Source organism: Brevundimonas sp. LjRoot202 (genome assembly GCF_964253355.1).
Classification (GTDB): domain Bacteria; phylum Pseudomonadota; class Alphaproteobacteria; order Caulobacterales; family Caulobacteraceae; genus Brevundimonas.
Map to the genome: position 1 here is coordinate 95,809 of NZ_CAXUQW020000001.1, position 18,979 is coordinate 114,787.

Annotated in this window: 16 protein-coding genes; 9 read left to right on the forward strand and 7 right to left on the reverse strand. The window is 67.4% G+C overall.

Going from position 1 to position 18,979, the window contains the following annotated elements:
- Positions 1-4: 4 nt before the first annotated feature.
- Positions 5-1,366: a GH1 family beta-glucosidase gene (locus ACSQ1L_RS00590; protein WP_435990924.1), complete on the reverse strand. Its 1,362-nt coding sequence runs from the start codon at positions 1,364-1,366 to the stop codon at positions 5-7.
- Between the two features lie 257 nt (positions 1,367-1,623).
- On the opposite strand from ACSQ1L_RS00590, the gene ACSQ1L_RS00595 reads away from it, so the two are divergent.
- From ACSQ1L_RS00595 to ACSQ1L_RS00620, 6 genes are all read left to right on the forward strand, one after another.
- Positions 1,624-2,700: a LacI family DNA-binding transcriptional regulator gene (locus tag ACSQ1L_RS00595; protein ID WP_435990926.1), complete on the forward strand. Its 1,077-nt coding sequence runs from the start codon at positions 1,624-1,626 to the stop codon at positions 2,698-2,700.
- Positions 2,697-5,744: a TonB-dependent receptor gene (locus ACSQ1L_RS00600; protein ID WP_435990928.1), complete on the forward strand. Its 3,048-nt coding sequence runs from the start codon at positions 2,697-2,699 to the stop codon at positions 5,742-5,744. Before ACSQ1L_RS00595 ends, ACSQ1L_RS00600 begins: the two co-directional genes overlap by 4 nt.
- A 77-nt stretch (positions 5,745-5,821) precedes the next feature.
- Positions 5,822-7,279 carry a glucoamylase family protein gene (locus tag ACSQ1L_RS00605; RefSeq protein WP_435990930.1) on the forward strand — a complete coding sequence of 486 codons (1,458 nt, stop codon included), beginning with the start codon at positions 5,822-5,824 and terminating at the stop codon, positions 7,277-7,279.
- Positions 7,276-8,547 (forward strand): sugar ABC transporter substrate-binding protein, encoded by a 1,272-nt coding sequence (locus ACSQ1L_RS00610; protein ID WP_435990932.1) that lies wholly within the window; start codon positions 7,276-7,278, stop codon positions 8,545-8,547. Before ACSQ1L_RS00605 ends, ACSQ1L_RS00610 begins: the two co-directional genes overlap by 4 nt.
- Positions 8,547-9,506: a carbohydrate ABC transporter permease gene (locus ACSQ1L_RS00615; protein WP_435990934.1), complete on the forward strand. Its 960-nt coding sequence runs from the start codon at positions 8,547-8,549 to the stop codon at positions 9,504-9,506. The genes ACSQ1L_RS00610 and ACSQ1L_RS00615 overlap by 1 nt, the downstream gene beginning before the upstream one ends.
- A complete protein-coding gene (locus tag ACSQ1L_RS00620) occupies positions 9,503-10,327 on the forward strand; it encodes a carbohydrate ABC transporter permease (protein ID WP_435990936.1) in 825 nt (274 codons plus the stop codon). The genes ACSQ1L_RS00615 and ACSQ1L_RS00620 overlap by 4 nt, the downstream gene beginning before the upstream one ends.
- Positions 10,328-10,331: 4 nt before the next feature.
- Here ACSQ1L_RS00620 and ACSQ1L_RS00625 read toward each other — a convergent pair whose 3' ends face one another.
- The 5 genes from ACSQ1L_RS00625 to ACSQ1L_RS00645 form a co-directional block, all read right to left on the reverse strand.
- Positions 10,332-11,822, reverse strand: a complete 1,491-nt coding sequence (locus tag ACSQ1L_RS00625) for a replicative DNA helicase (RefSeq protein ID WP_435990938.1) — start codon at positions 11,820-11,822, stop codon at positions 10,332-10,334.
- A gap of 197 nt (positions 11,823-12,019) precedes the next feature.
- Positions 12,020-12,604: a 50S ribosomal protein L9 gene (rplI, locus tag ACSQ1L_RS00630; protein WP_435990940.1), complete on the reverse strand. Its 585-nt coding sequence runs from the start codon at positions 12,602-12,604 to the stop codon at positions 12,020-12,022.
- 1 nt (position 12,605) lies between these two features.
- Entirely contained in the window at positions 12,606-12,881 is a 276-nt protein-coding gene (gene rpsR, locus ACSQ1L_RS00635; RefSeq protein WP_168048961.1) for a 30S ribosomal protein S18, read from the reverse strand.
- A gap of 11 nt (positions 12,882-12,892) precedes the next feature.
- Positions 12,893-13,282: a 30S ribosomal protein S6 gene (gene rpsF / locus ACSQ1L_RS00640; RefSeq protein ID WP_435990942.1), complete on the reverse strand. Its 390-nt coding sequence runs from the start codon at positions 13,280-13,282 to the stop codon at positions 12,893-12,895.
- A 186-nt stretch (positions 13,283-13,468) separates the two neighbouring features.
- Positions 13,469-14,839, reverse strand: a complete 1,371-nt coding sequence (locus ACSQ1L_RS00645) for a D-alanyl-D-alanine carboxypeptidase (RefSeq protein ID WP_435990944.1) — start codon at positions 14,837-14,839, stop codon at positions 13,469-13,471.
- A gap of 310 nt (positions 14,840-15,149) precedes the next feature.
- Here ACSQ1L_RS00645 and ACSQ1L_RS00650 point away from each other — a divergent pair, with 310 nt between their 5' ends.
- From ACSQ1L_RS00650 to clpA, 3 genes are all read left to right on the forward strand, one after another.
- Complete coding sequence (locus ACSQ1L_RS00650; protein ID WP_435990946.1) at positions 15,150-15,641, forward strand: phasin family protein; 492 nt, start codon at positions 15,150-15,152, stop codon at positions 15,639-15,641.
- 178 nt (positions 15,642-15,819) lie between these two features.
- Positions 15,820-16,152 (forward strand): ATP-dependent Clp protease adapter ClpS, encoded by a 333-nt coding sequence (gene clpS / locus ACSQ1L_RS00655; protein ID WP_324797296.1) that lies wholly within the window; start codon positions 15,820-15,822, stop codon positions 16,150-16,152.
- Positions 16,153-16,166: 14 nt separating this feature from the next.
- Positions 16,167-18,476: an ATP-dependent Clp protease ATP-binding subunit ClpA gene (gene clpA / locus ACSQ1L_RS00660; RefSeq protein ID WP_435990948.1), complete on the forward strand. Its 2,310-nt coding sequence runs from the start codon at positions 16,167-16,169 to the stop codon at positions 18,474-18,476.
- Between the two features lie 77 nt (positions 18,477-18,553).
- Here the strand turns inward: clpA and ACSQ1L_RS00665 are convergent, their stop codons facing one another.
- Complete coding sequence (locus ACSQ1L_RS00665; protein ID WP_435990950.1) at positions 18,554-18,868, reverse strand: CsbD family protein; 315 nt, start codon at positions 18,866-18,868, stop codon at positions 18,554-18,556.
- Positions 18,869-18,979 lie beyond the last annotated feature (111 nt).

Consider the following 18,979-nt stretch of genomic DNA (forward strand, 5'->3'; position numbering starts at 1 on the left):
CCCGTCAGAGGACGCCGCCGTGCGTCTTGATCACCTCGGCGTAGAGCAGGCCGGAATCCTTGATGGTCCGCTCCTGCGTCTGGAAATTGACGTGGGTGATGCCGAAGCGCTTCGAATAGCCCAGCGACCATTCGAGATTGTCGAGCAGCGACCAGGCCATGTAGCCGCGCACGTCGACGCCCTTGCCGATGGCGTCGTGCAGGGCCTTGAGGTGGTTCTTCAGATACTCGACCCGCATCGGATCGTGGATTCGGCCGTCGATGGCGTGGGGCGGGTCGTACCAGGCCGAGCCGTTCTCGGTGACCATCAGCGGCAGCTTGCCGCCCGTCTGCTCGTGCAGCCAGACCAGGGTGTCGGTGAGGGCGGGGGGATAGACCTCCCAGCCCGTCTCGGTGTGGGCGTGCTGGACCTGTTTCACGGGCCGTGAACGGGTCGGCCAGGCGTCGGGCGCGTTTTCCGGGACGGCGCGGGTATACCAGTTCAGGCCCATCCAGTCGGTCGGCTGGGCGATCAGATCGAAGTCTTCCTGCGGGAATTCGCGGTAGGCCTCGCCATAGACGTCCTTCAGTTCCTCCGGATAGCCGCGGCCCATCAGCGGGTCGAGGAACCAGCGGTTCATCTGGGCCTCGGCGCGGCGGCGCGCCGCCTCGTCCTCGGGCTTGTCGGAGGCGGGGTATTTCGGCTCGATGTTGAGGACGATGCCGATCTGGCCCTCGCCCACTTCACGGAAGCGCTTCACCGCGGCGCCGTGGGCGCGCAGGACGTTGTGGCCGGCGATCATGGCTTCGAAGGCCGAGCGGTGGCCGGGGGCGAGGGCGCCGTGCAGATAGCCCCCGTCGACGATGACCCATGGCTCATTGATGGTGGCCCAGGTCTTCACCCGGCCCTTGAACTTGTCGAACAGGACCTGGCCGTAGTCGGCGAACCAGTCGGCGATGTCGGGGTTGAGCCAGCCGCCGCGATCGTCCAGCGCCGCCGGCAGGTCCCAGTGGTAGAGGGTGCACAGTGGCTCAATGCCCGCCTCGAGCAGGCCGTCGACCAGCTTGTCGTAGAAGTCGAGCCCCCTGGCGTTGATGGCGCCGCGACCCTCCGGCATGACCCGGCTCCAGCTGACCGAGAATCGGTAGGCCTGGAGGTTCAGCCGCTTCATCAGCTGGATGTCCTCGCGCCAGCGATTGTAGTGGTCGCAGGCCACGTCGCCGGTGTCGCCGCCCGCCATATTGCCCGGTGTGTGGCTGAAGCGGTCCCAGATCGAGGCGCCCGCCCCATCGGCCATGGACGAGCCTTCGATCTGGTAGGCGGCGGTCGCCGCGCCCCACAGAAAACCTTCAGGAAACAGATAGTTGCCGGTGTTTTCCGTGGTCATGTGTGAGACTCTTGAGGACGCTGAATCAACTGATGCGGGCGAGGCCGAGCAACGGCGGGTACGCGTGTAGCACCGTGAGCACAACCTTCCTGTGACCAAACTAGGGCACTTGCGGGCGACATTGCTAGTGTGTCATGTAAACGGTTACAGGAATTGTCGAACGGACCCGCGGTAAAGCGGGCTGGCATCGCGGACTGTTCAGGGAGAACGACTTTGGCGTCACGAGCCATCCGGATCAGCCATGTGGATTGGTCGGCATGAAGGCCGCCACGATCCGTGACGTGGCCGAGCGGGCCGAGGTGTCCGTCGCCTCCGTGTCGCGAGTCCTGACCGGCGCCGGGCCCGTCACCCCGGCGACCCGCGACAAGGTGATGGAGGCGGTCGAGGCGCTGCAGTACGTGCCCCATTCCGGCGCCCGCAGCCTGTCGACCAGCAAGACCCAGACGATCGGCGTCATTCTGCCGGATCTGTACGGGGAGTTCTTCTCCGAGCTGATCCGCGGCATGGACCTGGCGGCGCGGTCGCTGGGCTATCACCTGATCGTCTCCAGTTCCCATGACGACGCCGAGGAGGCGTCGGCCGCCATCCGCTCGATGCGCGGCCGGGTCGACGGCCTGATCGTTCTTTCGCCCCATCTGGACGCCGCCAATCTGGCGACCAGCCTGGCCGGGCGATTGCCGATCCTGCTGATGAACGGCGGCGCGGGGGCCGGGCGGCCCTCGATCATGGTCGACAACCACGGCGGCGCGGTCCAGGCGGTCGAACACCTGATCGCCACCGGCCGGCGCCGCATCGCGCACATCTCGGGCCCGACCGGCAACCTCGAGGCCGAGACGCGGCTGGCGGGCTATCTCGAGGCCATGGCCCGGGCGAACCTGCCGACGACCGTCGTCGAGGGCGCCTTCGACCAGGCGTCGGGCCTTGGCGCGGGGGCCGAACTGGCCCGACGCGCCGATCGCCCCGACGCGATCTTCGCGGGCAACGACATGATGGCCGTCGGCGCCATGCTGGCCCTGCAGGACGCCGGACTGGGCGTGCCCGACGACGTGGCCGTGGTCGGCTTCGACGACGTGCCGATCGCCGGCCTGATGCGCCCGGGCCTGACCACCCTGAGAATCCATATCGCGGAAACCGGACGGAACGCTCTCGAGCGCCTCGTCCGCCTGATCAACGCAGCGGGCGAAGCCGTCGCCGACACCGCCTGCGAGGTCGTGCGACCCGAATTGGTCGTACGCCCGTCCAGCGACCCGGCGACACACGCTCAAACCACATCCGGCGATCGCCCTCGGGAATCCGCCGGCCCATCACCTCTGGAGGGGGAGAACCCACAATGACCCGCAAGTCCAAGCAATATCTGGGGGCCGCATCGGCCATCGCCGTCGCCATCTCGCTGGCTGCGGCGGGCGGCGCCTACGCGCAGGTCTCGACCTCGACCATCCGCGGCTCGGTGATGGACGGAGCCCAGGCCGAGGCCGGGGCGACCATCGTGGCGCGCGATGTGGCGTCCGGCTTCACCAACCGGACCACCGTCAACGCCGACGGCGGCTATGTCCTGTCGGGCCTGCGCCCGGGCACCTACGAGATCACCGCCACCACCACTGACGGCCAGACGACGAGCGAAATCGTCACGATCGGCATCGGCCAGGTCGGCGAGGTCGATCTGACGATCGGCGGCGAGGTGGTGTCGGAAACCATGACCACCGACCTGGGCGACGTGGTCATCACCGGCCGTCGCCTGGTCGAGGTGCGGACGCCCGAGATCGCCACCAACGTCACGACGCAGCAGATCGAGACCCTGCCGCAGATCAACCGCAACTTCCTGAACTTCGCCGCCCTGGCGCCGGGCGTCCGGGTGTCGACCAACGCGCAGGAACAGACCATCACCGCCGGCGGTCAGCGGGCGGAATCGGTCAACGCCTTCATCGACGGCGGCAGCCTGAAGTCCAACATCATCGACGGCGGCATCGCCGGTCAGGACGACAGCCGCGGCAACCCGTTCCCGCAGGCCGGCATCCAGGAGTTCCGGGTCGTCAGCCAGAACTTCAAGGCCGAATACGAGCAGGCCTCGTCGGCCATCATCACGGCCGTCACCAAGTCCGGCACCAACGAGTTCCATGGCGAGGTCTTCGGGACCTACCGCGACCAGAGCTTCATCGCCCAGGACGAGTTCGCGGAGGAGCGCGGCGACGAGAAGCCGGACCTGGAGGTGCTGCAGTACGGCTTCGCCCTGGGCGGGCCGATCATCCGGGATCGCCTGCACTTCTTCGGCACCTATGAGCGCAAGGAGGAAGGCCGCGCCGCGGTGGTCAACCTGGGCCGCCAGGAGCCGCGCTTCACCAACCAGTTCGGCCAGTACATCGGCACCTTCGCCGTGCCGTTCGAGGAAGACCTGTATTTCGGCAAGCTGAGCTGGCAGCCGAGGGACGGCCACCTCGTCGATGTGAGCGTCACCTGGCGTGACGAGTTCGACACCCGCGGCATCGGCGGGGCCAACTCGGCCGAGCGTGCGACCGAACTGAACCAGACCACGCTGACGATCAACGGCCGCTACCAGTGGCAGACCGACGCCTTCGTCAACGAGCTGACCGTCACCCAGCGCGAGTACAACTACAATCCGCAGCCGGTGAACTTCTCCACCTTCGGTCAGACCTACCGCTTCCACGAGAACGACACCGACCCGAACACCCCCGGGTTCCAGGTCAACCCGTTCGGCGGCGCCAACATCATCAACCTGGGCGGCGCCGACAGCCGCCAGGACATCGTCGACGAGGTCCTGACCTTCCGGGACGACCTGACGTTCAACGAGATCGAGTGGAACGGCTTCCACACCATCAAGATGGGCGCCAAGTTCTCGCGTCAGAACTATCAGGTGATCAAGGAGTTCGGGCGCAACCCGCTGTTCTACTTCGACGTGGACGGCCATGCGGCGCTGTCCGGCAGCACGACCGTTCCCTACCGTGTTGAACTGGGCAACGCCTTCCCCGAGGTCGATCTGACCAACAACGTCTACGGCCTCTACATCCAGGACGACTGGCAGATCACCGACAAGCTGGAGCTGAACCTCGGCATCCGCTGGGACTACGAGGACAACGCCAACAACAATGACTACGTGACGCCTCAGTCGGTCATCGACGGACTGAACCAGTGGATCGCCTCGACCGACGGCGGCAAGCCGGCCGGCTATGCGCCGAGCTGGTTCGACATCAACGACTATATCGCGACGGGCGACAACCGCGATCCGTTCGCCAAGGCGTTCCAGCCGCGGGTCGGCTTCTCGTACGACGTCTTCGGGGACAGCTCGACGGTGATCTTCGGGGGCGCCGGCCGCTACTACGACCGGGTCCAGTTCAACTTCTCGTTCGACGAGATCGTGAAGCCGTTCGACTTCCGCCAGAACCTCTTCTTCAGCACCACCGGCGGCGCGCCCGGCGTGGCCACCGGCAACGCCGGCGATCCGATCCTGTGGCAGGACTCGTACTTCACGGCCGAGGGACTGGACGCGATCCTCGACAACATCCCGGCCAAGGGCGAGGCCTTCCTGCTGGCCAACGAGTTCGAGCCGCCCGTGACGGACCAGTTCAACCTCGGCATCCGCCAGCGCTTCGGCGACTGGCAGACCGAGGCGACGCTGGCCTACGGCAAGACCGAGAACGAGTTCACCTGGCAGTACCTGAACCGTTGCCGCGAACCGCTCTTCGGCAACGATATGGACGGCTACGGCGACAACGGCGGCTTCTGCGGGCCGGGCGGGACCAATCCGTACCGGTCGTACCTGGTGTCGGACCACAACAAGGAGCGCAACTTCCGGGCCGTCTACCTGAAGGCGGACAAGCCCTACACGCGTGACTCGGGCTGGGGACTGCACGTCGCCTACACCATCTCGAAGTCCGAGCAGAACGGCGGCAACGACAACTTCTGCTTCGACTGCTTCTCGGTCGAGACTTCGCCGACGCGTCCGTCCGGCAATGACGAGCGTCACCGCGTCGTGGCCAACGGCATCGTCGACCTGCCGTGGGACTTCCAGCTGTCGGGCATCCTGACGCTGGGCACCGGCACGCCGTACAACATCTTCGAGGACATCGGGCCGCGGACCATCTTCCGTCCCAACGCCGGCTATCCGGACGGTCACAACTTCATCATCCCGAACGCGTTCGCCTACCGGAACCTGGATCTCCGCCTGACCAAGAATTTCGAGATCTTCGACGGTCAGGAGCTGTCGCTCTTCGTCGACGCCATCAACGTGTTCAACTTCAGCAACTACACGGGCTTCGACGGCGGCACGGGCGATCCGTCCAACCCCAACCCGAACTTCGGCAATCCGTCGTCCGTGCTGTTCCCGACCCGGACCTTCCAGGTCGGCCTGCGCTACAGCTTCTGACGCTGTTCCGAGCTGACAGCCGCCCTCCGATCCCGGTCGGAGGGCGGCCTGTTTTTTGACTAGTGTGGAGTATGAGTATGAGAGTGGCCGCCATGGACCGTCGTCATTTCCTGATGAGCTCCACCGTCGCGGGCGTTGCGGCCCTGGGACTGTCCGGCTGCGCCGGCGTCCCGGGCGGCGCCCCCCGGGCCGGCGGCCCTGCTCTCGACGCCGAGGTGGAGGAGCTGCAGGAGCGGACCTTCCGATGGTTCGTCGACACGACCAATCGCGCCAACGGCCTGACGCCCGACCGCTGGCCGAAGGAGTCGTTCGCCTCCATCGCCGCCGTCGGCTTCGCCCTGACCTGCTGGCCGATCGGGGTCGAGCGGGGCTGGATGACGCGGGAGGAGGCGCGCGAGCGCACCCTGATCACCGCCCGCTTCTTCCATGACGCGCCGCAGGGGCCGGAAGCGACCGGCGTCGCCGGGCACAAGGGCTTCTTCTACCACTTCCTCGATATGGAGACGGGTCTGCGGTTCGCCGACACCGAGCTCTCGACCGTGGACACCACCCTGCTGCTGGGCGGCATGCTCTATGCGGCGCAGTGGTTCGACGGCGATCATCCGGACGAGGTCGAGATTCGCCGGCTGGTCCAGGCCATCTACGAACGTGTCGAATGGGACTGGGCCGTGGTGCGGCCTAACCGCATCTCGATGGGCTGGCGGCCGGGGCGCGGCTTCATCGCCGCCGACTGGAACAAGTATAACGAGGGCATGCTGGTCCTGCTGCTGGCCATGGGCAGCCCGACCCATCCGTTGCCCGGAGCGATCTGGGAGGAGTGGTGCTCGGTCTATGACCAGAGCTGGACCGATGAATGGGGTCCGGCCCACCTGCATTTCGCGCCGATGTTCGGGCACCAGTACAGCCACATGTTCGTCGACTTCCGCGGCATCCGCGACGCCTTCATGCGCGGCAAGCAGACGGAAATCCCGGGCTTCGATTATTTCCAGAACAGCGTCCGGGCGGTGCAGGCGCAGCGCAACTACGCCATCCGCAACCCGATGGGCTGGGCGGGCTATTCGGCGGACGTCTGGGGTCTGACGGCCTGCGACGGGCCGGGCGACTTCAAGGAAGTCATCGACGGTCGCGAGCGGCAGTTCTTCAGCTATTCCGCGCGCGGCCCGGGCGAGCGGGACGACGGCACCATCGCGCCGACCGCCGCGCTGGGCTCCATGCCGTTCGCTCCGGCCGAGGTGACCGCCTGTCTGAAGGCCATGAAGGCGCGCTACGGCGGCGGCATCTACACCGAGTACGGTTTCCTCGATTCCTTCAATCCCACGCTGGCGGCCACCCAGAAGACCTTGCGTCACGGCCGCCTCGTGCCGAACGTGGGCTGGGTCGATGGCGACTACCTCGGCATCGACCAGGGGCCGATCGTCATCCAGACCGAGAACCATCGCTCCGACGCGGTCTGGAGGCGCATGCGCCGGGAGCCGAACATCATCCGCGGGCTGAGGGTCGCCGGCTTCACGGGCGGCTGGCTGGATAACGCATGACCCCGACCCGGCCGGATCGGCGGGCGGCGCTCGGCCTTCTGGCCGGGGCCGCGGCGACGGGACTGGCCGGATGCGGGCGGCGCGAGGACGGGGTCACCCGCCTGACCTTCTGGGCCATGGGCAACGAGGCGACCAACGTCCCGCAGGTTTTGCCGGAGTTCGAACGCCTGAACCCCGGCATCCGGGTCGACGTGCAGGCCCTGCCGTGGACGGCGGCGCACCAGAAGCTGCTGACCGCCTACGCCGGGGACTCGCTGCCGGACCTCAGCCAGGTGGGCAACACCTGGGTGGCGGAGATGGAGGCCATCGGGGCCATCTCGCCGCTGCCGGCGTCGGCGGCCGACCTGCTGACTGACCAGTTCCCGGCGGTGCTGGAGACCAACCGCATCGGCGGGCGGCCCGTGGCGACGCCGTGGTACGTCGACACCCGGCTGCTGTTCTACCGCAGCGACCTGCTGGAGCAGGCGGGGTATGCGTCCATGCCGCAGACGTGGGCGGGCTGGAAGCAGGCCATGCAGGCGGTCAAGCGGAGGGCCGGAGAGGACAAGTATGCGGTGCTGCTGCCGCTCAACGAGTTCGAGCAACTGCTGACCTTCGGCCTGCAAGGCGATGAACCGCTGCTTCGGGATCAGGATACACGGGGCAATTTCTCAAGCCCGTCGTTCGTGGCGGCGCTGGCCTTCTACAAGAGCCTGTTCGACGAGGGGCTGGCCCCGGTGGCCTCGGCGGCTCAGATTTCCAACGTCTGGACCGAGTTCGAGCGCGGCTGGTTCAGCTTCTACTTCTCGGGGCCGTGGATGATCGGGGAGTTCCGCAACCGGCTGAAGCCGGAGACGCGGTGGATGACGTCGGGCGTGCCGGGGCCGGACGGGCCGGGGGCGTCGGCGCCCGGCGGGTCGTCGCTGGTGGTCTATAGCTCGTCGCCACGACAGGAGGCCGCGTGGAAGCTGGTCCGCTATCTGTCGGATCCGGCAGTGCAGGCGCGCTTCAACGTCATCACCGGCGACCTGCCGGCGCGGCAGAGCGCTTGGGCGGCGCCGGCGGTGGCCAACGATCCCTACATCGCCGCCTTCAAGAGCCAGCTGTCGCGGGCAGAGGCCGTGCCCAAGGTCCCGGAGTGGGAGCGCATCGTCACCGAGATGCAGATCGTGGCCGAGCGGATGGTGCGCGGTGAATATACGCCACAGGCGGCCGGGGCCGAGATCGACCGCCGGGCCGACCGGCTGCTCGAGAAGCGGCGCTGGATGATCGAGCGGGGGAGAGCCTGATGCCGGTCGCCTTCGACGCCGCCAAGACCGCCGTTCCCGCCGCCGTCCGCACGGCCTGGGCAGGCGGCCGGGCCGGACGAGCCCGCGAACGCGCCGCCTGGGGCTTCGTGGCGCCGGCGCTGATCGCCATCGGCGTCTTCTTCGCCATCCCGGTGTTCTCGGCCCTGCTGCTGAGCCTGACCGATTTCGACATCTATGCGCTGGCCGACCTGAACAACGTCCGCTTCATCGGCCTGCAAAACTACGAGCGGCTGTTCGCCAATCCGCTGTTCTGGGGGGCGATGAGGAACACCGGCCTGTTCGCCGTGCTGGGCGTGCCGCTGTCGATCGCCGCGTCGCTGGCGGCGGCGGTGATCCTGAATGCGCGGGTGGTGAAATGGCGGCCGCTGTGGCGGGTGATGTTCTTCGCGCCGTATGTGACCACGCTGGTCGCCACCGCGGTGCTGTGGAACTACCTGCTGCACACCCGCTACGGGGTCATCAACTGGGCCATCTCGAGCGTCGGCCTGCCGCCGGTCGACTGGCTGGGCCAGCCGTCGACTTCCATCCCCGCCATCCTGATGTTCGTCGTCTGGAAGATCTTCGGCTACAACATGCTGATCTTCCTGGCCGTTCTTCAGACGGTGCCGGACGACCTGTACGAGGCGGCGCGCATCGACGGGGCCGGGGCGTGGAAGCGGTTCGTGCACGTCACCCTGCCGGCCATCGCTCCGACCCTGCTTCTGGTGTCGATCATCTCGGTGGCCGGCTTCTTCCAGCTGTTCGCCGAGCCCTATGTGATGACCCAGGGCGGACCGGCGCAGAGCACAGTCACGGTGCTCTACTTCATGTACGAAGAGGGCTTCAAATGGTGGAACCTCGGCTCCGCCAGCGCCGTGGCCTTCATCCTGTTCCTGTGCATCCTGGCGGTGACGCTGGTGCAGCTGGCGGTGGCGAAGCGGATGGGGGCCTACGAATGAACGCCCGCCGCGTCAGGACGGTGCTGCTCAACGTGGGCGTGGCGTTCATCGCCCTGCTGGTGCTGTTCCCGCTGCTGTGGATGCTGTCGGTCAGCTTCATGTCGACGGGCGAGGCGGCGACCTTTCCGCCGCCGCTGCTGCCGAAAACGTGGACGCTGGAGCACTACCGCGACCTGTTCGTGACGCAGGGCATGGGCCGTTATCTGTGGAACAGCTTCGCGCTGGCGACGCTGGCGACGGGATTGGCGCTGCTGTTCACCGTGCCGGCCGGCTACGCCTTCGCCAAACTGCGCTTCCGCGGACGCGAGCGGACTTTCCAGCTGTTGGTGGCGGCGCTGGTGGTGCCGGCCCAGATCGGCACCCTGCCGCTGTTTCTGATGCTGAAGGGGATGGGGCTGGTGAACACCTACGCCGGGGCGCTGGTGCCGTGGCTGGCCTCGATCTTCGGCCTGTTCCTGGTGCGGCAGTATTCCCTGTCGATCCCCGACGAGATGCTGGAGGCGGCGCGGATCGACGGGGCGAGCGAGGGGCAGATCTTCCGCCGCGTGGTGCTGCCGGCGCTGCAGCCGATCATCGTGACCCTGGCGCTGTTCGTCTTCCTGGGCAGCTGGAACGACTTCCTGTGGCCGCTGATCATCCTGACCGACCAGTCGAACTACACCCTGCCCGTGGCGCTGGCGGCGCTGTCGCGCGAACACGTGCAGGACATCGAGATGATGATGGCCGGGGCGGTGATCACCGTGGCCCCGGTGCTGATCCTCTTCCTCGCCCTGCAGCGCTACTACATCCGCGGCATGCTGGCGGGCAGCGTGAAGGGGTAGGGCGTCAGTCGCCGTAGCCGTCGTAGCGCTGGCCGCCGGCGAGGTTGCCGAATTTGGTGGTGTCGGCGTCGAAGGACAGTTTGACGATGCCGATGGGGCCGTGGCGCTGCTTGCCGATGACGACCTCGGCCTGGTGCTTGAGGCGGTCCATGTCCTCCTGCCACTTGAGGTGCTCCTCGGAGCCCTCGCGCGGCTCGGCGCGACCGAGATAGTAGCTCTCGCGATAGACGAACATGACGCAGTCGGCGTCCTGTTCGATCGAGCCGGATTCGCGCAGGTCGGACAGCTGGGGCCGCTTGTCCTCGCGCTGCTCGACCTGACGGGACAGCTGCGACAGGGCCAGGATCGGCACGCTGAGCTCCTTGGCCAGGGCCTTGAGGGCGCCGGTGATTTCGGACACCTCCTGCACCCGGTTCTTCTGGCTGTTGCTCTCGCCCGTGGTGATCAGCTGGAGATAGTCGACCACGATCAGGTCGAGGCCGTGCTCCATCCGCTTCAGGCGGCGGGCCCGGGCGGCCAGCTTGGACATGGACAGGCCGCCGGTGGCGTCGATGTACAGCGGGCTCTCGCCGATCTCGACGGCGGCGTCGCGGATCTTGCCGAAGTCGGCGGCGTCGATCTCGCCCTTGCGCAGCTTGTCCGACGACACGCCCGAGGCGTCGGCGAGGATACGCATGGCCAACTGCTCGGCGCTCATTTCCAGCGAGTAGAAGGCCACCACCCCGCCGTTGACCGTCTTGCGGCCCTCGGGCGTCGGCTCCCAGCGGTAGTTGCGGGCGACGTTGAAGGCGATGTTGGTGGCCAGCGCCGTCTTGCCCATCGAGGGGCGGCCGGCGAGGATCAGCAGGTCGGACGGGTGCAGGCCGCCCAGCTTCTGGTCGAGGTCGTCGAGGTTGGTGGCCAGGCCGGCCAGCTTGCCGTCGCGCTGGTAGGCCTCGGCCGCCATCTGGACCGCGCCCGACAGGGCTGTGGAGAAGCTGACGAAGCCGGACGACGGCTTGCCGGTCTCGGCCAGGGTGTAGAGCTGCTGTTCGGCGCTCTCGATCTGGTCGATGGCGGCGGTCTCGGGCTGGGGCGCCTCCTTGATGATCTCGCCGCCGATGCGGATCAGGTCGCGGCGCAGGGCCAGGTCATAGACGACGCGGGCGTAGTCGGGGGCGTTGGCGCCCGGCGGGGCCCGGTCGACGAGGTCGGCCAGGTAGCGCAGGCCGCCGAACTCCTGGAAAGCCGGGTCCAGCTTGAACCGCTCCATCAGGATGGTCGGCTCGGCCAGCAGGCCCTGGCGGACGTGATCCTCGATGGCCTCGTAGAGCCGCTGGTGGAAGGGCTCGTAGAAATGGGCGCCGCGCAGTCGGTCGCTGAGCCGCTCGAACACCGCGTTGTCGAACATCAGGCTGCCGAGCAGCGCCTGTTCCGCCTCGAGATTGTGGGGCAGGGACGGGATGGACGAGGGGTCCATCGAGGGCGGGAAGGGCACGGGGGACAGGGCGTTCATCGGCATGATCTCTTACTCATGCACGCGCCTTACGACAGAGGCGGACGCACCCTTGGGCGGGGACAAACGTGGGTCGCTGTGGACGCTCCGGAATTCCGCAGGCGGATCAGATAACGCCGGCTGACGCGGCGGGGGGCCACGAAAAAGGGCGCGCCCGGCGGACGCGCCCTTCAATCGTTTCAGCGGTCAGGCTGGACTCAGGCTTCGGAGCCGAGGCCTTCCTGCTGGCCGGCGCCGCCGGCGACCATGTCCTTGGCCTGTTCAAGGGCCTCGGCGCGGTCCTGGTCGTAGGCGGACTTGATCACGTCCTCGCCCTTGGCCTGGCGCTCGGCTTCGTCGGCCGAACGGGCGATGTTGATCTTGACCGTGGCCGAGACCTCGGCGTGCAGGCGGACCTGCACCTCGTGGACGCCCAAGGTCTTGATCGCGGTGTTGAGCACGACCTGCGAGCGCTCGACCTTGCCGCCTTCGGCCTGGACGGCCTCGGCGACGTCGCGGCCGGCGACCGAACCGTACAGCTGACCCGTTTCACCGGCTTGCCGGATCATGACGTAGGTCTGGCCGTCGATCTTGTCGGCGACCTTCTGCGCTTCGGACTTGTTCTTCTCGTTGCGGGCCTCGATGGCGGCGCGGTCGAGTTCGAAGGCCTTCAGGTTCGCCGACGTGGCCCGACGGGCCTTGTCGCGCGGCAGAAGGAAGTTACGGGCGAAGCCGTCCTTGACGGACACGACGTCGCCGATGGCGCCGAGGTTCTCGACGCGTTCAAGCAGAACGACCTTCATCTTACTTCACCACGTAGGGCAGGAGGGCCAGATAGCGGGCGCGCTTGATGGCCTTGGCCAGTTCACGCTGCTTCTTCTGGGAGACGGCCGTGATGCGCGACGGGACGATCTTGCCGCGTTCGCTGATGTAGCGCTGCAGCAGTTTCACGTCCTTGTAGTCGATCTTCGGGGCGTTGGCGCCGGAGAACGGGCACACCTTGCGGCGACGATAGAAGGGACGGCGGGCCGGGCCGGAGCCGGCCGGCGCGCCCGGCGAGGGAGCGGTGGTGTCGGTCATGTTCCGGGTTCCTATTCTACGGCTTCGGCGGCGGCGTCTTCACGCGGCGTGCGCTCACGCTCGCGCTCACGCTCGCGTTCGCGGCGGGCCAGCAGCGGCGACAGCTCCAGGTCGAGTTCCTCGACGCGGACGGTCAGCCAGCGCAGCACGTCCTCGTTGATCGACAGCTGACGTTCCACTTCGGCCATGGCGGCGGGCGGGCAGTCGACGGCGAGCAGCGAATAGTGCGCCTTGCGGTTCTTCTTGACCCGGTAGGTCAGGTTGCGCAGACCCCAGTACTCGATCTTGGCGACGGAACCGCCGCCCGTTTCGATCAAGCCCTTGATGGTGTCGTTCAGCGCTTCGGCCTGTTGCGCGCTGATATCCTGGCGCGACATGACCGTGTGCTCGTAAAGAGCCATGCGGTGGTCTCCCTTGTAGGGCGTCGGCGCGAGGGGACCGGGTAAAGTCCTCTCCCACGATGGATCCTGAAGCGGCGGCCGGGATGACTTCCCGAACCCTTTGGAACTCCGCGTCAGGACCGAAGCCCTGGAAAGGCGGCGCGTATAGGGGAAAAGCGGCCGCCCGGCAAGGCGGAAGCCGCCCACCTACTGCGGCCGGACCACCATGCAGGTGACGCGGCGTTCGGCCAGGGTCGCGCAGGCGGCCTGGGCGGCCTGTTCGCTCATGCCGGTGAAGCGCGAGCGGTACCAGCCCTCGGCGTTCTGGACGGTGCGTTCGGCGGCGGTGAACTGGCTGCGGAAGCGGCGGTTGACCTCGGTCAGCCAGTCGCGGGCGATGGCCTCGTCGCGGAAGGCGCCGACCTGGACGGCCCAGCGGCCGGCGGCTTCGCGCACGGTCTCCCGCGCCGGCGAGCGCGGCGCCGGAGGAGAGGGGCTGGCGGCCGGGGCGCCGTTGAGCGCGGCGGTCATGTCGGCCGGACCCGAGGCGCGCAGAAGCGAGGCGACGGTGCGGACTTCCGATGGCGCCGGGACGATCTCCGTGGGCTGTGGCGGCGGGGCGGGCAGGGCGACGTAGCTGACGGCGGTCGAGCCGAGACCGGTCTCCTGCTCCTCCTCGTCATCCGCGACGGAGGCGTACTGGACCGGGCCCGAGTTGTCGGGACCGATGCCGAAGCCGCGCTGTTCGAAGAAGGCCTGGGCGACCTGGATCGGCTGGCCGCTCCGGCGCAGGCGCTCCACCTCGAAGCCGGTGTCCATCAGGGCGGCGACATGGGCGTTGCGGCTGGCCGTGGTGCGGCCGCCGAGCACGATGGTGATCAGCCGCCGTCCGTCCCGCACGGCCGAGGCCGCGAGGTTGTAGCCCGAGGCGTTGGTGTAGCCGGTCTTCATGCCGTCGTAGCCGTCGCCGCTGCGCAGCAGGCCGTTGGTGTTGCGGTAGTCGCGGCCGTTGTAGGCCCAGTCGTGCAGGCCGAAATAGCGGTAGTACTGCGGGTAGTCGCGCATCACCGCCCGCGCCAGAATGGCGAGATCCCGGGCCGTGGTCACCTGGCGGGCGTCGGGCAGGCCGTTCGGATTGACATAGCGCGTGTTGGTCATGCCCAGTTCGCGGGCCTTCAGCGTCATCTGGGCGGCGAAACGATCCTGCGAGCCGCCGACGTGTTCGGCGATGGCCATGGCCATGTCATTGGCGCTGCGCACGGCGGTGGCGCGCATGGCGTTGTCGAGGGTGATGGTCTGGCCGGCGGCGAGGCCCAGCTTCGACGGCGGCTGGCTGGCGGCGCGCGGCGAGACGGTGATGACGTCGTCGAGCTTGACCCGACCCTCGGTGAGGGCCTCGAAGGCCAGGTACAGCGTCATGATCTTGGTGATCGAGGCTGGATATCGCCGGCTGTCGGCGTGGCGCGCGAACAGCACCTCGCCGCTCTCGGCGTCGACCACGATGGCGGCGTAGCGGGTGTTTTCCTGGGCGGCTGCGGGCGAAGTTGTCGGGACCACCACCAGGGCGGCGACCAACATCAGCGACAGCAATCCGCGGCGGATCAGAGAAAAGATCGGCAAACGCAGGCCTCATACATAAAGCGCGACGGCGGCCCCACCACGCGACGCTGACGAAAGGCTAACATGCGTCACGGGGGTTTCGTGAGGGTAAACAAGCCGTCAACGGATTTGTGAAGCGGTCTCTCCTGTCAGGTGTCTCATGGTGCGGTGCACAAAATCCCCTTGACGTCTCTTCGCACTTGCACCATATAGCCGACTGTCGCGGCGGATAAGCTGCCGCGGAAAAGATCATCAGCGGCCAGGCCGCGACAGGTTCAGGAGAAATACCATGGCCGACAGCGCCGAAACCGTGAAGAAGACCGTCGAAACCGCCACCGCCCAGGTCAAGGCTTCGGCCGAGAAGGCCCAGGCCCAGGCTGAAAAGATGCAGGCCGCCGGCGCGCAGGCGTTCCGTGAAGCCGCCGACAAATCGGTCGCCGGCCTGACCGAGCTGAACGCCGAGGGCAAGAAGAACCTCGAGGCCGTCGTCGCCTCGGCCACCGCCGCCCAGAAGGGCGTCGAGGCCATCTCGGCCCAGACCGTGGCCTACGGCAAGAAGTCCTGGGAAGACGGCGTCGCCGCCGCCCAGTCGCTGGCTGCCGCCCGTTCGGTCCAGGAAGCCCTCGAGCTGCAGACCAACTGGGCCAAGTCGGCCGCCGAAACCTACCTGGCCGAAGTCACCCGCATGACCGACGTGTTCACCGCCTCGGTCAAGGACAGCTTCAAGCCGATCAACGAGCGCGTCACCGCCTCGGTCGAGAAGTTCCAGGCCGCCCGCTAAGCCTGAACGACAGTAGCGTTCGAGGGGGCCTCCGGAGCGATCCGGGGGCCCTTTTCGATTCCGGCCCCGAGCCCGGGCCCCGGCCCCGCCGTTTCTCACGCAACGTGTGACTGGACGCCGCTTCAAATCAGGCCATCATCTCCTATCTGTCCATCGACTCCCCAAACACGGACAACGAATGCCGCCGTCACGTAAGGCCGGTGATCAGGAAGGGGGCCTCGGGGCCGCCACCGTCACCGAAACAAAGCCGAAGCTTCAGAAGCCCTCGCTGTACCGGGTGCTGATCCTGAACGACGACTACACGCCGATGGAATTCGTCGTCTACGTGCTGGAGCGGTTCTTCCAGAAGAGCCGCGAGGACGCGACCCGCATCATGCTGCACGTGCACCAGCATGGCGTCGGGGTCTGCGGCGTCTTCACCTACGAAGTGGCCGAAACCAAGGTCGCCCAGGTGGTCGAGACGGCGCGCCGTCACCAGCATCCGCTGCAATGCACGATGGAAAAGGACTGAGAGGAACCTTCCAAATGCCCTCATTTTCGCGTCCTCTCGAAGAGACCCTGCACCGCGCCGTCGCCTATGCGAACGAGCGCCGGCACGAGTACGCCACCCTCGAACACCTGTTGCTCGCCCTGGTCGACGATCCGGACGCGGCCAATGTGATGACCGCCTGTAACGTCGACCTGCCCAGCCTGAAGACGGCGCTGACGCTGTATGTCGACACCGACCTGGCCGCGCTGGCCACCTCGGACGGCGAGGACGCCAAGCCGACGGCGGGCTTCCAGCGCGTCATCCAGCGGGCGGTGATTCACGTCCAGAGCTCGGGCCGCGAAGAGGTCACCGGCGCAAACGTGCTGGTCGCCATCTTCTCGGAGCGCGAGAGCCACGCCGCCTATTTCCTGCAGGAGCAGGACATGACCCGCTACGACGCGGTCAACTACATCGCCCACGGCATCGCCAAGAAGGCGGGCGTCGGCGAGACCCGCCCGGCCCGGTCCGGCGCCAGCCCCGAGGACGCCGAGGACGCGGCCGCCGCCAAGACCGGCGGCGAGGCGCTGGAGGCCTATTGCGTCGACCTCAACGAAAAGGCCCGCAACGGCAAGATCGATCCACTGATCGGCCGCCAGGCCGAGGTCGACCGCTCGATCCAGATCCTGTGCCGGCGGACCAAGAACAACCCGCTGCTGGTCGGCGACCCGGGCGTCGGCAAGACCGCCATCGCCGAGGGGCTGGCCCGCAAGATCGTCAACCACGAGGTGCCGGACGTGCTGGAAGGCGCGACCATCTACAGCCTCGACATGGGCGCGCTGCTGGCCGGCACCCGCTATCGCGGCGACTTCGAGGAGCGCCTCAAGCAGGTCGTCAAGGAGCTGGAGACGCACGACAACGCCATCCTGTTCATCGACGAGATCCACACGGTGATCGGCGCGGGGGCGACCTCGGGCGGGGCCATGGATGCGTCAAACCTGCTGAAGCCGGCGCTGGCCTCGGGCACGCTGCGCTGCATGGGGTCGACGACCTACAAGGAGTACCGCCAGCATTTCGAGAAGGACCGGGCGCTGGCCCGCCGCTTCCAGAAGATCGACGTCAACGAACCCACGGTCGACGACACGATCAAGATCCTGAAGGGGCTGAAGACCTCCTACGAAGGCCACCACAAGCTGCGCTACACCGACGCCGCCATCCGCACGGCGGTCGAGCTGTCGGCGCGCTACATGACCGACCGCAAACTGCCGGACAAGGCCATCGACGTGATCGACGAGGCGGGGGCGTCGCAGATGCTGCTGCCTGAATCGAAGCGCAAGAAGGTCATCGGGCAGAAGGAGGTCGAGGCCGTCATCGCCCGCATGGCCCGCATCCCGCCGAAGTCGGTCTCCAAGTCCGACACCGAGGGGCTGCGCGAGCTGGAGCGGGACCTGAACCGCGTCGTGTTCGGCCAGTCCGGCGCGATCGAGCAGGTCGCCGCGGCCATGAAGCTGGCCCGGGCCGGCCTGCGCGATCCGCAGAAGCCGATCGGCGCCTTCCTGTTCTCGGGCCCGACCGGCGTCGGCAAGACCGAGGTGGCCAAGCAGCTGGCCTCGACGCTGGGCATCGAGATGCTGCGCTTCGACATGTCGGAATACATGGAGCGGCACACCGTCAGCCGGCTGATCGGCGCGCCTCCGGGCTATGTCGGCCACGACCAGGGCGGCTTGCTGACCGACGCCGTCGACCAGCATCCGCACGCCGTGGTCCTGCTGGACGAGATCGAGAAGGCCCACCCGGACGTCTACAACATCCTGCTGCAGGTGATGGACAACGGCCAGCTGACCGACGCCATCGGCAAGAAGGTCGACTTCCGCAACGTGGTGCTGATCATGACCACCAACGCCGGGGCGGCCGACAACGCCCGGGCGGCTATCGGCTTCGGCCGCGGCAAGGTCGAGGGCGAGGACGAGAAGGCCATCCAGCGGCTGTTCGCGCCGGAGTTCCGCAACCGTCTGGACGCCATCGTGGCGTTCAAGGCGCTGGACGCCGAGACGATCCGGTCGGTGGTGACCAAGTTCATCCTGCAGCTGGAAGCCCAGCTGGCGGACCGCAACATCACCATCGAGCTGACCGACGAGGCCAACGACTGGCTGGCCAAGAACGGCTTCGACGAACTGTATGGCGCGCGGCCGCTGGCCCGCGTCATCCAGGAACACATCAAGAAGCCGCTGGCCGACGACATCCTGTTCGGCCGCCTGACCCGCGGCGGGCATGTGAAGGTCGAGCTGAAGGACGGCAAGATCGTCTTCGACATCAAGGGCCCCTCGGGGGCGCCGGTGAAGGAGACGGCGGACGAAGCGGCGGGCTGATCCGCCGCCTTCCGGACGCATGAAGAGGCCCCGGCGGCGACGCCGGGGCCTTTTGCCGTTTGGGCCTGTCGACGCGCCTAGCGGTGGCGGCGGCGGCCGCCAAGACCGCCGAGCAGCACGGCCAGGCCGGCGACGATGCCGGTGGTCAGCAGCGGCTTGCGGCGGGCGAAGTCGAGGCCCTGACGGGCCCGGCCCTGATACTGGGCGGGGGCCTTCTCCACCAGGCCGTCGAGGCCGTCGATGACCCGGCCGTAGGCGTCGAGCGCCTTGCCCTTCACCTCGTTCACCTTGCCTTCGAGCTGCATTTTTCGGTCGCCGGTCATGCGGCCGAGCCCGTTCTGGATCTGGCCTTCCGTTTCGGTGGCGGCGCCTTCGATGCGTTGGTCGGTCATGGGAAACTCCTTCGATGCGGGTGGGGGAGGGTTGCCGGTTTAGCGCATGGCCGGGGCGGGAGTTCCGGGCCTGCGACCGGCAGGCGCGGATAATTATACCCGGGTGATATT

Coding starts and splice junctions, on each gene's coding strand:
- ACSQ1L_RS00590 (WP_435990924.1), bottom strand. CDS start 1,366: ATGACCACGGAAAACACCGGCAACTATCTGTTTCCTGAAGGTTTTCTG.
- ACSQ1L_RS00595 (WP_435990926.1), top strand. CDS start 1,624: ATGAAGGCCGCCACGATCCGTGACGTGGCCGAGCGGGCCGAGGTGTCC.
- ACSQ1L_RS00600 (WP_435990928.1), top strand. CDS start 2,697: ATGACCCGCAAGTCCAAGCAATATCTGGGGGCCGCATCGGCCATCGCC.
- ACSQ1L_RS00605 (WP_435990930.1), top strand. CDS start 5,822: ATGAGAGTGGCCGCCATGGACCGTCGTCATTTCCTGATGAGCTCCACC.
- ACSQ1L_RS00610 (WP_435990932.1), top strand. CDS start 7,276: ATGACCCCGACCCGGCCGGATCGGCGGGCGGCGCTCGGCCTTCTGGCC.
- ACSQ1L_RS00615 (WP_435990934.1), top strand. CDS start 8,547: ATGCCGGTCGCCTTCGACGCCGCCAAGACCGCCGTTCCCGCCGCCGTC.
- ACSQ1L_RS00620 (WP_435990936.1), top strand. CDS start 9,503: ATGAACGCCCGCCGCGTCAGGACGGTGCTGCTCAACGTGGGCGTGGCG.
- ACSQ1L_RS00625 (WP_435990938.1), bottom strand. CDS start 11,822: ATGAACGCCCTGTCCCCCGTGCCCTTCCCGCCCTCGATGGACCCCTCG.
- rplI (WP_435990940.1), bottom strand. CDS start 12,604: ATGAAGGTCGTTCTGCTTGAACGCGTCGAGAACCTCGGCGCCATCGGC.
- rpsR (WP_168048961.1), bottom strand. CDS start 12,881: ATGACCGACACCACCGCTCCCTCGCCGGGCGCGCCGGCCGGCTCCGGC.
- rpsF (WP_435990942.1), bottom strand. CDS start 13,282: ATGGCTCTTTACGAGCACACGGTCATGTCGCGCCAGGATATCAGCGCG.
- ACSQ1L_RS00645 (WP_435990944.1), bottom strand. CDS start 14,839: ATGTTGGTCGCCGCCCTGGTGGTGGTCCCGACAACTTCGCCCGCAGCC.
- ACSQ1L_RS00650 (WP_435990946.1), top strand. CDS start 15,150: ATGGCCGACAGCGCCGAAACCGTGAAGAAGACCGTCGAAACCGCCACC.
- clpS (WP_324797296.1), top strand. CDS start 15,820: ATGCCGCCGTCACGTAAGGCCGGTGATCAGGAAGGGGGCCTCGGGGCC.
- clpA (WP_435990948.1), top strand. CDS start 16,167: ATGCCCTCATTTTCGCGTCCTCTCGAAGAGACCCTGCACCGCGCCGTC.
- ACSQ1L_RS00665 (WP_435990950.1), bottom strand. CDS start 18,868: ATGACCGACCAACGCATCGAAGGCGCCGCCACCGAAACGGAAGGCCAG.